At 70.3% G+C, this 13,547-nt stretch carries 13 protein-coding genes; 8 read left to right on the top strand and 5 right to left on the bottom strand.

Annotation, left to right across the window (positions count from 1 at the left end; translation table 11 throughout):
- Positions 1-3: 3 nt before the first annotated feature.
- The 8 genes from rapZ to AB0N80_RS13215 all read left to right on the top strand — a co-directional run bounded on the left by rapZ (position 4) and on the right by AB0N80_RS13215 (position 6,736).
- Positions 4-882, top strand: a complete 879-nt coding sequence (gene rapZ, locus AB0N80_RS13180) for an RNase adapter RapZ (RefSeq protein WP_136585809.1) — start codon at positions 4-6, stop codon at positions 880-882.
- A gap of 40 nt (positions 883-922) precedes the next feature.
- A complete protein-coding gene (whiA, locus tag AB0N80_RS13185) occupies positions 923-1,900 on the top strand; it encodes a DNA-binding protein WhiA (RefSeq protein WP_315995873.1) in 978 nt (325 codons plus the stop codon).
- A 377-nt stretch (positions 1,901-2,277) separates the two neighbouring features.
- The gene (locus AB0N80_RS13190; RefSeq protein WP_315995872.1) at positions 2,278-2,904 is read left to right on the top strand and encodes a superoxide dismutase; all 627 of its coding nucleotides are present in this window, start codon (positions 2,278-2,280) and stop codon (positions 2,902-2,904) included.
- A 101-nt stretch (positions 2,905-3,005) separates the two neighbouring features.
- Complete coding sequence (gene gap / locus AB0N80_RS13195; RefSeq protein WP_076675342.1) at positions 3,006-4,016, top strand: type I glyceraldehyde-3-phosphate dehydrogenase; 1,011 nt, start codon at positions 3,006-3,008, stop codon at positions 4,014-4,016.
- Between the two features lie 6 nt (positions 4,017-4,022).
- Positions 4,023-5,240: a phosphoglycerate kinase gene (locus tag AB0N80_RS13200; protein WP_315995871.1), complete on the top strand. Its 1,218-nt coding sequence runs from the start codon at positions 4,023-4,025 to the stop codon at positions 5,238-5,240.
- Complete coding sequence (gene tpiA / locus AB0N80_RS13205; protein ID WP_315995870.1) at positions 5,228-6,019, top strand: triose-phosphate isomerase; 792 nt, start codon at positions 5,228-5,230, stop codon at positions 6,017-6,019. The genes AB0N80_RS13200 and tpiA overlap by 13 nt, the downstream gene beginning before the upstream one ends.
- A gap of 113 nt (positions 6,020-6,132) precedes the next feature.
- On the top strand, positions 6,133-6,381 hold the full coding sequence (secG, locus tag AB0N80_RS13210) for a preprotein translocase subunit SecG (protein ID WP_315995869.1): 249 nt from the start codon (positions 6,133-6,135) through the stop codon (positions 6,379-6,381).
- Between the two features lies 1 nt (position 6,382).
- Positions 6,383-6,736: an RNA polymerase-binding protein RbpA gene (locus AB0N80_RS13215; RefSeq protein ID WP_055955187.1), complete on the top strand. Its 354-nt coding sequence runs from the start codon at positions 6,383-6,385 to the stop codon at positions 6,734-6,736.
- A gap of 164 nt (positions 6,737-6,900) precedes the next feature.
- On the opposite strand, the gene AB0N80_RS13220 is transcribed toward AB0N80_RS13215, so the two are convergent.
- From AB0N80_RS13220 to AB0N80_RS13240, 5 genes are read right to left on the bottom strand one after another with little or no spacing between them, the layout of a single operon-like run.
- The gene (locus AB0N80_RS13220) at positions 6,901-7,650 is read right to left on the bottom strand and encodes a hypothetical protein (protein WP_315995868.1); all 750 of its coding nucleotides are present in this window, start codon (positions 7,648-7,650) and stop codon (positions 6,901-6,903) included.
- Positions 7,647-9,113 (bottom strand): polysaccharide deacetylase family protein, encoded by a 1,467-nt coding sequence (locus AB0N80_RS13225; protein WP_363391275.1) that lies wholly within the window; start codon positions 9,111-9,113, stop codon positions 7,647-7,649. Before AB0N80_RS13225 ends, AB0N80_RS13220 begins: the two co-directional genes overlap by 4 nt.
- A 32-nt stretch (positions 9,114-9,145) precedes the next feature.
- Complete coding sequence (gene glmS / locus AB0N80_RS13230; protein ID WP_363578954.1) at positions 9,146-10,954, bottom strand: glutamine--fructose-6-phosphate transaminase (isomerizing); 1,809 nt, start codon at positions 10,952-10,954, stop codon at positions 9,146-9,148.
- Complete coding sequence (locus AB0N80_RS13235) at positions 10,954-12,018, bottom strand: GDP-mannose 4,6-dehydratase (protein WP_315995865.1); 1,065 nt, start codon at positions 12,016-12,018, stop codon at positions 10,954-10,956. Before AB0N80_RS13235 ends, glmS begins: the two co-directional genes overlap by 1 nt.
- On the bottom strand, positions 12,015-13,346 hold the full coding sequence (locus AB0N80_RS13240) for a nucleotide sugar dehydrogenase (protein WP_363578955.1): 1,332 nt from the start codon (positions 13,344-13,346) through the stop codon (positions 12,015-12,017). Before AB0N80_RS13240 ends, AB0N80_RS13235 begins: the two co-directional genes overlap by 4 nt.
- Positions 13,347-13,547 lie beyond the last annotated feature (201 nt).

The following is a 13,547-nucleotide window of genomic DNA, read 5'->3' on the forward strand; positions in this document are numbered from 1 at the left end:
ACCATGGAACCGGCACGCGACGAGCCAGGTGAGGTGCTGATCGTCACGGGCATGTCGGGCGCCGGCCGCTCCACGGTGGCGAACGCACTCGAAGACCTCGACTGGTACGTGGTCGACAATCTGCCGCCGCGCATGCTGCGCCCTCTGCTCGAACTCACCGAACTCGCCGGTGGCGCCGTCCCCCGCGTGGCGGTCGTGGTCGACGTGCGCGGACGCTCGTTGTTCGGCGATCTTCCCGAGGCGATGCGGACGCTGCAGGCCGGACGCCAGGTGCGCGTGGTCTTCCTCGACGCCTCCGATGCGGTGCTGGTGCGCCGCTTCGAGGCGGTGCGACGGCCGCACCCGCTGCAGGGCGACGGCACGATCCTCGACGGCATCCGCCGGGAGCGCGAGCGCCTGGCTCCGGTTCGCGAGGCCGCCGACGTGGTCATCGACACGTCGAGCCTGAACGTCCACCAGCTGTCGTTGCGCACGGTCGCGCTGTTCGGCGAGGAAGGGGCGGCCCGTCACACGATCACCCTGATGAGTTTCGGCTTCAAGTACGGGCTGCCGCCCGACGTCGACCTCGTGGCCGACATGCGCTTCCTGCCGAACCCGTTCTGGAATGACGAGCTGCGTCCGTTGACCGGCGAAGACCCCCGCGTGCGGGAATACGTGCTGGGGCAGGAGGGCGCCTCGGCGTTCCTGGACGCGTATTCGGCCGCGCTGCGGCCCGTCCTCGAGGGATATCAGCGCGAGAACAAGCGGCATTCCGTGGTCGCCGTGGGGTGCACGGGGGGTAAGCACAGATCGGTGGTGATGGCGCGCGAGCTCGCTGCACGTCTGGCCGATGTTCCGGGTGTGGCCGTCCGCGTGGCTCACCGCGACCTCGGTCGCGAGTAGGCTGTAACGTCGTCCCCGCCGCCCCCACCCGAGGAGAATCGTGCCCCTGACCGCCGACGTGAAGGCCGAGCTCATCACCGTCCGCGACCCGCGCCCGACCGCGCGCGTCGCCGAGCTCACGGCCCTCCTGCGCTTCTCCGGTGGTCTGCACTCCATCGCCAATCGCGTCGCCGTCGAGGCCGAGTTGGACTCCGACATCCTCGCGCGTCGCGTCGCCCGCGACCTGATGGAGCTGTACGGCGTGCGCCCCGAACTGCACCACGTGCAGGGCTCCGGCGGTCGCAGCGGCGGTCTCTTCGCCGTGCGCGTGATCGAGGCGGGTGAGACGCTCGCGCGTCAGACGGGGCTGCTCGACCAGCGACGTCGCCCCGTTCGCGGTCTGCCCAACAAGCTCACGACCGGCTCGCGCCCCGACCTCAGCGCCATCTGGCGCGGCGCGTTCCTCGCGAGCGGCACGCTGAGCGATCCCGGCCGGTCGGCTGCACTCGAGATCTCCTGCCCCTCGTCCGAGGCGGCGATGGCCCTCGTCGGCGCGGGTCACCGCATCGGCATCCCGGCCAAGGCCCGTGAGGTGCGCGGCGTCCCCCGCGTCGTCGTGCGCGACGGGGAGGCCATCCGCGGCGCCCTCTACGAGATGGGTGCCCGCCGCACCGCGGGGGAGTGGGATCAGATGCGCCAGCGCCGCGAGGTGCGCGCCGGCGTGAACCGTCTCGTCAACTTCGACGACGCGAACCTCCGCCGATCGGCCCAGGCCGCCGTCGCCGCGTGCGCGCGCGTCGAGCGCGCCCTCGAGATCCTCGGCGACGAGGTCCCCGACCACCTGCAGCAGGCGGGCGAGCTGCGTCTGGCTCACCGCGACGCGAGCCTGGACGAGCTCGGCCATCACGCCGATCCGCCGCTGACCAAGGACGCCGTCGCCGGGCGTATCCGCCGTCTGCTCGCGATGGCCGACAAGAAGGCCGAGACCGAGGGCATCCCCGGGACCGAGGCCGCGGTCCCCGTCGGCGCCGACGACTGAGGGATCTCTTCCGGATGCCGCGTTCCCGGCATCCGTGATCCGATCGCGCAGGGTGTGCGGCCGAGCCCCTCGCCTCTCCGGCTGCCCCGACCCCCCCCCGGGCATCCCGATCCGGCCCGCGCGAGGGGAGCCCGCCCGGGCCGAGCCCGCCCGGACCGAGTCCGCGCCGGCTCGGGTGCGCCGACGTGCCACCGGTCCGGGGGTCCCCGACGCCCGACGACGCGCCCGGGCCGCTACCTTTCGTCACGCGGGGAAGCAACCCTGTGGGTTGCGCGTTGGCCCTCAATAGGATGAAGACGTCACCCTCGCTGCGCGATCCCTCAGCTCGTCGTCTTGGCGGAGAGGTTTCGGCGGCGCCCGATTCGGAAGTAGAGAACATGGCGAAGTACACGCTGCCCGAACTGCCCTACGACTACTCGGCGCTGGAGCCGCACATCAGTGCGACGATCATGGAGCTGCACCACAGCAAGCACCACCAGACCTACGTCAACGGCGCCAACACCACCCTCGACCTCCTCGCCGAAGCGCGCGAGAAGGGCGAGTTCGCCAACATTAACCGCCTGCAGAAGGACCTCGCGTTCAACCTCGGCGGTCACACCAACCACTCGATCTTCTGGACGAACCTCTCGCCCAACGGTGGCGACAAGCCCACCGGCGACCTCGAGTCGGCCATCGACGACCAGTTCGGCTCGTTCGACGCCTTCCGCGCGCAGTTCACCGCCGCCGCCCTCGGTGTGCAGGGCTCGGGCTGGGCCGGCCTGTTCTGGGACTCGATCGGGGAGAACCTCGTCATCCAGCAGTTCTTCGACCAGCAGGGTCAGATCGTCGCCGGTACCGTTCCGCTGCTGCTTCTCGACGTCTGGGAGCACGCGTACTACCTCGACTACAAGAACGTGCGCGCCGACTACGTGAAGGCCTTCTGGAACATCGCCAACTGGGCCGATGCGCAGGAGCGCTTCGCCGCCGCCCGCGAGAAGACCGCGGGTCTGCTGGTACTGTCGTAAACGGTGCGGCGTCCCGGTGGGACACCCACCGGGACGCCGTTGTCCGCCAGCGAAACCGCAATCACGCGCTCATCGCGCACAACTGATTCAGGAGATATTCCGTGACCGTCAAGATCGGAATCAACGGCTTCGGCCGTATCGGACGCAACTACCTCCGCGCGGCTCTCGCGCAGGGTGCCGACCTCGAAATCGTGGCGGTGAACGACCTCACCGACAACAAGACCCTCGCGCACCTCCTCAAATACGACTCCGTGGGCGGCGTGCTGTCCGAGGACGTCTCGTACACCGAAGACTCCATCACCGTCGGCGACAAGACCATCAAGGTCTTCGAGGAGCGCGACCCCGCCAACCTCCCCTGGGGCGAGCTGGGCGTCGACATCGTCATCGAGTCGACCGGCCGTTTCACCAAGGCCGAGGACGCCAAGAAGCACGTCGCCGGTGGCGCCAAGAAGGTGCTCATCTCGGCTCCCGCCACGGGTGACGACGCGACCATCGTCATGGGCGTGAACGAAGAGACGTACAACCCCGAGACCGACGTCATCATCTCGAACGCGTCGTGCACCACGAACTGCCTCGCGCCCCTCGCGAAGGTGTTCAACGACGCCTTCGGCATCGAGCGCGGCTTCATGATGACGGCTCACGCCTACACGGCCGACCAGAACCTGCAGGACGGCCCGCACAGCGACCTGCGTCGTGCCCGCGGTGCGGCGATCAACATCGTCCCCGCCTCCACCGGCGCCGCGAAGGCCATCGGCCTCGTCCTGCCCGAGCTGAACGGCAAGCTGAGCGGCTCGTCGTACCGCGTTCCGGTTCCCACCGGCTCCATCGTCGACCTCACGATCGTCACTCCCACCGAGGGTCTGACCGTCGACCAGGTCAACGAGGTCTACAAGAAGGCGGCCGCCGAGGGGCGCCTCAACGGTATCCTGCAGTACACCGAGGACCCGATCGTCTCGAGCGACATCCAGGGCAACCCGCACTCGTCGATCTTCGACGCGGAGCTGACCAACGTCAGCGGCAACCTCGTCAAGGTGTCGTCGTGGTACGACAACGAGTGGGGCTACTCGAACCGTCTCGTCGACCTGACCGAGTACGTCGCCGAGCGTCTCTGACCCTCCATGGCTCTGCGCACCCTCGATTCGCTGGGGTCGCTCGCCGGCACGCGCGTCATCGTCCGTTGTGATCTGAACGTCCCCCTCAAGGACGGCGTCATCACGGACGATGGCCGCGTGCGCGCGTCGCTGCCGACCCTCAATGCACTGATCAACGCCGGCGCGCGCGTGGTCGTGTGCTCGCACCTGGGCCGCCCCGACGGGGCGCCCGACCCGAAGTACTCGCTCGAGCCGGTCGCGCAGCGCCTGTCCGAGCTGCTCGGCCAGCCGGTCGCGTTCGCGCGCGACACGGTCGGCGAGTCGGCTCAGGATGCCGTCGCCTCGCTCGAGGACGGAGAGGTCGCGGTCATCGAGAACCTCCGCTTCAACGCGGGGGAGACCTCGAAGGACGAGTCCGAGCGTCAGGCCTTCGCTCGCGAGCTCGCCGGTCTCGGCGATGCCCTCGTGTCGGACGGCTTCGGCGTCGTGCACCGCAAGCAGGCGAGCGTCTACGACCTCGCCCAGTTGGTGCCCTCGGCCGCGGGCCTGCTCATCCAGAAGGAGCTCGAGGTCCTCGACCGCCTCACCGAGAACCCCGAGCGTCCGTACACGGTCGTGCTCGGCGGATCGAAGGTGAGCGACAAGCTCGGCGTCATCGAGCACCTGCTGCCCCGCGTGGACAAACTCCTCGTCGGCGGCGGCATGATGTTCACGTTCCTCGTCGCCGAGGGGCACAAGGTCGGATCGAGCCTGCTCGAGCAGGACCAGATCGACACCGTGAAGGGCTATCTCGCCACGGCGAAGGAGCGCGGCGTCGAGATCGTGCTGCCGGTCGACGCGGTCGTGGCGGCGTCGTTCTCGGCGGATGCCGAGCACGTGGTCGCCGATGCCGACGCCCTGGAGGACACCGCCTTCGGCGCCTCCGGTCTCGGCCTCGACATCGGGCCGCGCACGGCGGAGATCTTCGCCGACGCGATCCGGGGCTCGCGGACCGTCTTCTGGAACGGCCCGATGGGCGTGTTCGAGATGAAGGCGTTCGAAGCCGGCACCAAGACCGTCGCCCAGGCGCTCACCGAGGTCGACGGCCTCAGCGTCGTCGGCGGCGGCGACTCCGCGGCGGCCGTGCGTCAGCTCGGTTTCTCCGACGACCGATTCGGTCACATCTCCACCGGCGGAGGCGCCAGCCTGGAGTTCCTCGAAGGCAAGAAGCTCCCCGGACTGGAGGTCCTCGGATGGCAACAGTGAACAGAACCCCCCTCATCGCGGGCAACTGGAAGATGAATCTCGACCACCTGCAGGCGGTCGCGTTCGTCCAGAAGCTGCACTGGACCTTGAAAGAGGCCAAGCACGAGAACGGCAGCGTCGAGGTCGCGGTGTTCCCGCCGTACACCGACCTGCGCACCGTGCAGACGCTCCTCGATGCCGACAAGATCGAGTTCGCGCTCGGCGGTCAGGATTTGTCCGCGCACGACTCCGGTGCCTACACCGGTGAGATCTCGGGCCAGTTCCTGGCGAAGCTCGACGCGACCTATGTGATCATCGGTCACTCCGAGCGACGCCAGTTCCACCACGAGACCGACGAGGTCGTCGCGGCCAAGACCCAGGCGGCACTCCGTCACGGTCTCGTGCCCGTGATCTGCGTGGGCGAGACCTCGGAGGACCTCGAGAAGTTCGGCGCCAGCGCCGTTCCGGTCGGGCAGCTCGAGGTCGCACTCGAGGGTGTGTCGGCGGACGCCGACATCGTCGTGGCGTACGAGCCGGTCTGGGCCATCGGCTCCGGCCAGGCGGCGACGCCCGACCAGGCCCAGGAGGTCTGCGCCAAGCTGCGTGCCGTCGTCGCCGACAAGCTCGGTGCCGATGCGGCCGCGCGCACCCGCGTGCTCTACGGCGGCTCGGTCAAGTCCGGCAACATCGCCGGGTTCATGCGCGAGCCCGACGTGGACGGCGCGCTGGTGGGCGGTGCGAGCCTCGTCGTCGACGAGTTCGCGGCGATCATCCGCTTCCAGAAGCACGTCGGCGTCTGACGCCCTCCGGATGCCCGCGGCAGCACGCCGCGGGCATCCGTGCGTCTGAGACGCGTCCCCGTATACTTGACGCTTGTGCGGTCGTCCCGTCCGCTCGCGAAAGGCTTTCGACAGTGCAGATTCTCGAGTTCGTCCTGCAGGTGCTCCTGGGCGTCACCAGCCTCCTGCTGACCCTGCTCATCCTGCTCCACAAGGGTCGCGGCGGCGGTCTGTCCGACATGTTCGGCGGCGGCATGAGCTCCGCCCTCGGTTCGTCGGGCCTGGCTGAACGCAACCTCAACCGTTTCACGATCGTGCTCGCGCTGGTGTGGTTCATCACCATCGTCGGTCTCGGTCTGCTGACCAAATTCGCGGAGATCTGACATGGCCACTGGCGGCAATGCCATCCGTGGCTCGCGCGTCGGCGCGGGCCCCATGGGCGAACAGGACCACGGCTTCCACGCCGACCGCGTCGCCGTGTCGTACTGGGACGCCCTCGGCAACGAGACCGTTCGCTACTTCGCGGCGGGCATCCCCGACGACGAGATCCCCGAGACGATCGACTCGCCTCACTCGGGCCTCCCCGCGGGTCGCGACAAGGCGAACCCCCCGGCACTGGCCAAGGCGGAGCCCTACAAGACGCACCTCGCCTACGTGAAGGAGCGCCGCAGCGACGAAGAGGCCGCTTCGCTCCTCGACGACGCCCTGCAGCAGCTGCGCGAGCGTCGCGGACAGTAAGCCCGCTTCGCCTCGCTTTCCACGGAAGGGCCGGATGCCATGGCATCCGGCCTCTCCGCGTTCACGGCGTCCGGGAACGGACGTCGTCTTCGCACGCCGTCCCCGGACCGGTCGCCTTTCTCGGCGAGGCCTCACGGGGCGTACGCGTGCCGCACGGCGTCCGCTCAGCGGACGGGGGAGTCCGTGACGATCGTGGTCCACGGGCCGGGCGGGACGTCGGCGTCATCGATGAACGCCCAGTCGACGCGGTCGCCGTCGCCGTCGAGCTCCGCGTAGCCGAGACAGCCGTTGAGGGCGGGAGAGACATCGAGGCCCGCTCCGTTGTAGCGCTCGTTGGCGGGTCGGCGGTCGTCGGAGCCGAAGACGTAGGCGCTGTCGCGGTATTCGCCGGGTCCGGCATCCTGGATCTGCCCGTAGCAGAGGCGGTCGCCCTTGCGAAGGACGACCCAGCGGTTCTTCATCAGGCTCGCTCGGCGGTCGTCGACGACCGTGGCGTAGGGCGATCGGTCGGCCCAGGGGATGACCTGACCGCGCATCGCGAACCCCTCGTCGTCGTTGACGTCGTCGAAGGGGAGATCGAGGTAGAACGGGTTCTGCCGCGGCGTCATGCGGGTGGGGAAGTAACCGTTGTCGGCGGTGCGGGTCTCGGTGCGGCAGTCGTCACCGTCGACGACGCCGTCGCACCCGCCGTACGAGGTGAGCCAGTCGGAATCGTACGTCGAGATGCGCTGACTGCCGTCGGAGGCCTGGGGGTCGAAGACCTCGCCGACCCAGAAGGTCGTCGAGACGATCCCGGTGTGCCAGGGATAGCCGGTGTCGGGCAGCGGCGCGAGCGTGGGCGCGCAGCCGGTCGCGCCGACGACGGCGACCACCGCGAGGGCGATCGCCGCCGTCGAGCGCGAGCGGGGTGTCATCCGGTGACGTCGCTCTCCGTCGGACGGAACACCTCGAGCGGACCCTGTGGCGTCGACGGTGCTGACGTGTCGATCGGGGCCGTGGCGCTCATGACGGTCAGCGGCGGGGCGCTGGAACTGTCGTAGAGGCCGAGGTCGTCGGTGCGCAGCGTGCCGTTGCCGAAGATGTTCAGCGCGAAGCTGATGCCGGTGTATCCCGACGGGATGGGAGCCGTGGTCCAGTCGGCTTCGGTCCAGGCATCGGCCGCGGCGAACCAGGGGCTCGATGTCCAGTACGACCAGGACCCGCTCGCCGACCGGAGGTAGACGGCGAACTGCGTCGGCCCGCTCGCCTGATACCACTCACGCAGCGTGTACGTCCGTCCGGGGGTCACCGTCGGCGAGCACTGGCCGAGGTCGAACTGCGGCAGGAGCTTGGCGTCGCCGTCGACGTACCCCGTCATCGAGATGCCGCTGGCGATGTTGCCGGTGTGCGCGGGGGAGCCCGTGCTGAAGGAGGGCGTGTTGGTGCCGTAGCCCCCTCGCATCCAGCAGTCGGGGGCGCCCGTCTCCATGCCGGGGTTGACGATGCCGTTCGTCGAGCCGGTGGCCGCCGGCACGGCGGGACCGTCGACGACGGGCTTCGTGGTCCCGCCGATGACGCTTCCGATGGTCTTCACGACCGTGCCGGCGGACTGCCGGGTCTTCAGCCACGACAGGAACTGGCTGAAGGTCGACGTCGTCACGGCGAGGTCGCTGCAGGCGTCGTCGCACACGTCGTGGAACGTGTACTGCACCCACCCGCCGCCGTTCTTCTCGGCGTTGGTCACGCCCTGCTTCAGGTCGGCGAGCGTCCAGGTGGCATCGACCTGATCGAGCGCGGCGAGGGCGAACGGATCGGGCGGAGGCGTCTTCTCGGCGTAGGCGCAGTCGGGGCAGCCGAAGCGGCTCTTGATGTCGCCGAGCAGGCGACCGCTGTTGTATCCGCATGTGGCGACCGCCTTCTCGACGTCGGGCGTGCTCGAGGCGAAGGGGTAGGCGAAGCTCTTGACCGTGAAACCCCACGAGGTGAGGTTCTTGCGGTCCAGGCAGATCTGCCGGGTCGCCTCGTCGACGCTCACGTCGGCGAGGTCGGGGTGGTTGACGGTGTGCCCGCCGATCTCGTGACCGGCGTTCTTGAGCTTCGTGAGGTCGGCGCGCGTCATGTGCCCGGCAGCGCCGATGTAGCCGGACGGGACGTAGAAGGTCGCCTTCATCGCGTTGGCCTGCAGGGCGGGCAGCGCGTTCAGCTGGTCGGCGTTGGCGTCGTCGAAGGTGAGGCTGACCACGGTGCGGGTCGCCGCTTCGGCGGGCGGGGGCGCGAGCGCGACCGAGGCTCCCGCCACCACCGCGAAGGCCGAGACGACGGCGAGGACGCGCCGCCATCTCGGGGGCGCGAGCGTGGGCGGGCGTCGGCGTTCGATCCGGAGGTCTCGTCGGAGCATGGGCTCTGCCTTTCGTGGGGGGTGCGGAGGGTTCACGACACCGTCACCGACTTGGCGAGGTTGCGGGGCTTGTCGACGTCGCGATGCAGACGCACGGCGAGCTCGCGCGCGAACATCTGCAGCGGAACCACGGTCTCGAGCGGTCCCCACGAGGGTCCGGTGCGCGGCAGATGCAGCGGCACTCCGCCCACGGTGAGCACGCGTTCGCCGATCCGGATGACGCGACCTCCGCGTGCGGCGACTTCGGCGATGTCGACATCGAGCCGCGGATCACCGTTGTCGACCACGAACACGGGGGTGCCGGCATCCACCAGGGCGAGGGGACCGTGCTTGAGCTCGCCGGCGGGGTGGGACTCCGCCCAGCGGTACGACAGCTCCTTGAGCTTGAGGGCACCCTCGGCGGCGTAGATCAGACCCGCGCCGCGGCCGAGGAAGAGGAATCCCGACGCCCGGGCGTACTCGGCGGCCAGCTGCGCGCTGGGTCCCCGCCAGGCGTCGAGGGCGGCGGCGAGCGCATCGGGCGTCGCGGCCAGGGCGCGGAGGTCTGCGCCCAGGCACGCCGAGTCGGCGCGGTCGAAGGCGGACAGTCCCGACAGGGCCACGCAGACCCCGGTCAGCACCTGCGCGACGAACGTCTTGGTCGCGGCCACCCCCACCTCCGGGCCGGCGAGGCAGTCGATGACCGCGTCGGAGCGGCGGGCCAGGGTGGAGGAGGAGCTGTTGGTCAAGGCGAGCAGGGTGCCGTGCCGGGGCGGCAGGGCGTCGAGGGCGCGCAAGACGTCGGCGGTCTCGCCGGACTGGCTCATCGCGATCACGAGGGTGCGCGGCTCCCACACCTCGTGCGCGGCCTCGCTGGCCACGAGGGTGCGCGTGGGCAGACCGCCGAGACGCCCGAAGACCCCCGCGACGGCGCGACCGGCGTGCAGCGACGTGCCGCAGCCGATCACCGTGACCCGGTCGATGTCGTCGAGCGACGGCAGGCCCAGGCCGCGCCACAGCGACCCGTCGACGATGCCCGGGCCGAGGGCCTCGAGCACCCGGCGGGCGACCACGGGCTGTTCGTCGATCTCGTTGCCCATGTGGTCGCGGTGGCGACCGGTGCTGGCCAGCAGCGCCGTGCGGGGGACCGGCCACAGCCCGCGCGGTCGGCAGCTGCCCCCGGCGCGGTGCCAGCGGATGCCCGCGGCGTCGATCTCGACCACGTCGTCGTCTTCGAGCACGCGGAACTCGGTGACCTCGGGAGCCACCGCCCCGACATCGCTCGCGAGGTAGGTGCCCGTGCCGTCCTGGGCGGAGATGAGGGGGGAGCCGTGCGCCGTCGCCGCGAGGGTCCCGGTGCGCGCGTCGAGGGCGACGACCGCCCACGAGCCCGAGAGGTGGCCGGCCGCGTCGGCGAGCGCGTCGCCGAGTCCCACCCCGGGGCGCTGAGCCTGCTCGATGAGGTGCACGATCACCTCGCTGTCGACGCCAGTGGCGAAGCGGTGCCCGGCGGCGACGAGTTGCGTCCGGAGGACCTCGGCGTTGTCGATGATGCCGTTGTGCACCACGTAGAGCCGGCCGCTGCAGTCTTCCAGCGGGTGGGCGTTCGCCTCGCTCACCTCTCCGTGCGTGGCCCACCGGGTGTGCCCGATGGCCGCGGTCGTGGCATCCGTGCTCTGTTCTCCGGTGACCACGGCGAGGGCCGCCACGCCGCTGAGCGTACGCGCGTGCAGGGTGGTGCCGTCGGGCCGTCGCGCGGCGATCCCGGCGGAATCGTAGCCGCGGTACTCGAGGCGTTCGAGGGCGGAACGCGCACGGGATGCCGCGGCGGCGGGGCCGCGGTAGGCGGTGATCCCGCACATCAGACGACGCCCCGGAACGAGCCGGCGCCGGCGAGGGGCATGGCATCCGACCCGAGACGCTCCCGAGAGAGCAGATCGGCAGCCACACGCATGATGGTCGTGGTGAGCGGGGTGGTGGGCTCGTAGCCGACGAGGTCGTGCGCCTTGGTGTTGTCGGGGACGCGGCGACGCATGTCCTCGAAACCGGCGGCGTAGGCCTGCTCGTAGGGGACGAGCTCGATCTCGCTGCGACTGTCGAGGGTCGCGATGATCTCGCGCGCCAGGTCGAGGATCGAGATCTCCCGCGACCCGCCGAGGTTGTAGGCCTGTCCGCGGGCACGGGGATCGCGTTCGATGCGCACCATGGCGGGGACGACGTCTTCGACGGCGGAGAAGCAGCGCGTCTGCAGGCCGTCGCCGAACACCGTGAGGGGGTGCCCGCGCAGCGCCTGGCCGACAAGGTTGGGCAGCACCATGCCGTAGCGGCCGGTCTGACGCGGACCCACGGTGTTGAACAGGCGGACGATCGCGACGTCCAGCCCCTCCTGATCGCAATAGGCCTTGGCGAAGGCTTCGTCGATCCCCTTGGCGCCGGCGTAGGTCCACCGCGAGAGCAGGGGATCGCCCAGCACGCGGTCGGAATCCTCGCGCAGGCGGTCGGCGGTGTTCTTGCCGTAGACCTCGCTCGTGGACACCAGGAGCACCGACGCCTTATGCTCGATCGCCGCGGTGAGCACGTTCTCGGTTCCGTGGATGTTGATGCGCAGGCCCCGCAGCGGCTGCTCGACGATGAGCTTGACGCCGACGGCGGCGGCGAGGTGGAACACCCGATCGCAGGAGTGCATCGCCTGGGCGACGGTCCTGCTGTTGAGGATGGATCCGTGGATCATCTCCAGCCGGGGGTTGTCGGCGACACCGGCCAGGTTGCGCGCCGACCCGGTGGAGAGGTCGTCCAGGACGACGACGTCGTCGCCGGCCGCAAGGAGGTGCTCGACGAGGTGGCTGCCGACGAAGCCGGCGCCGCCGGTGACCAGCGTGCGCGTGCGTCCGCCCGCCGACGCGGGGAAGACCGGGACGCCGCTCACAGCAGCACCCGCCCTGCGATGTCGGTGCTGCGGTAGGTGCCGTCGACCACGAGGGCGTCGCCGTCGAGCCACGCCAGGTCGCAGTCGTGATGCCGCGTGTGCACGAGCACGACGTCGGGATGGAATCCGCCCGGGTCGGCGAGGGAATCGCGCTCGCGCCCCGAGTCCAGGTGGATGTGCGGGGCGTGGGTGTCGACGTACTGCACCTCGGCACCCACATCGATCAGGTGGTCGATGATCTCGAGGGCGGGCGACTCGCGCAGATCGGCGACGTCGGGCTTGTACGTCACCCCGACCACCAGGACGCGGGCCCCGAGCGTGCCCTTGCCGGCGCGGCCCAGCACGTCGCGGATGCGTTCGACGACGCGGCGTGGACGGGCGGCGATGCGCGTCATCGCCTCGGTGATGACGCCGGCGTCGACGTGCAGCGCCTTCAGCTGCCAGAGCAGGTAGTGCGGATCGCACGGGATGCAGTGCCCGCCCACCCCGGGACCGGGATAGAACGCCATGAATCCGTAGGGCTTCGTGCTCGCCGCCTCGATCACCTCGGTGACGGGCACGTCGAGCGCGCTGCAGATGTCGGCGAACTCGTTCGCGAGCGCGATGTTGACCGCGCGGAAGGTGTTCTCGAGCAGCTTCGTCATCTCGGCGGTCGCGAGGGAGGAGACCCGGTGGACGCGGGCGGCGTAGCGTGCGAGCAGCTGCGCGCCCTGCTCCTCGCAGCGGGCGGTGGCCCCGCCCACGACACGCGGGACGACCTCCTGCGCGAAGCCGACGTTGCCGGGGTCGATGCGCTCGGCGCTGAAGGCGACGAAGACGTCGTGGCCGATCTCGAACCCCCGCTCGCGCAAGGGCTGCTCGACCAGGTCGTGCGTGCAGCCGACGTAGGTGGTGGAGGTCAGCATGACGAGCTGCCCCGGGCGGGCCGCGGCGACGACGGTGGCGCACGCGGCCCGCAGGGGAGCGAGGTCGGGGACCTGCTGGTGGTCCACCGGCGTGGGGACGCACACCACGATGGCGGCCGCCCGCGACAGCTCGGTCACGTCACCGGTCAGGCGGAACGCGCCGGGACGCCGCAGCGCGGCATCCAAGCGTTCTCGATCGGTGTCGATGAGGTCGGCGCCGCGGGCGGCGATCGTGCGCAGCCGGCGCGATGAGACGTCGAGCGCCAGGACGCGAGAGCCGCTGGCGTGATAGGCCAGCGCCGTCGGCAGCCCCACGTACCCCAGGCCGACGATCGCGACGTCGAAGTCGAATCGGGGCGGCGCGGCGGCGACCGGGGGCGGCGACACGGGGGTCGCTTCGGCGCGCACATCGAGTGTGGACATCGTCATCCTCCAACAGCGGGGTCCGAGGGGGCGATGGGGGGCCAGGCCCCCTCGGACGATTCGGGTGGTGCGGGTGGGAGGCGGCCGATCGGGTGGGTCGGCGCTGATCCGGGGCCCACACTGATGCGGACCGGTGGGATGGTCAAGGACGCCGGGCGGATCGTGCGGGATACCGCCGACCGCACCGTGCCGTGCGGGAAA

The organism is Microbacterium sp. NPDC089188, from assembly GCF_040685155.1.
GTDB classification, from domain to species: Bacteria; Actinomycetota; Actinomycetes; order Actinomycetales; family Microbacteriaceae; genus Microbacterium; species Microbacterium galbum.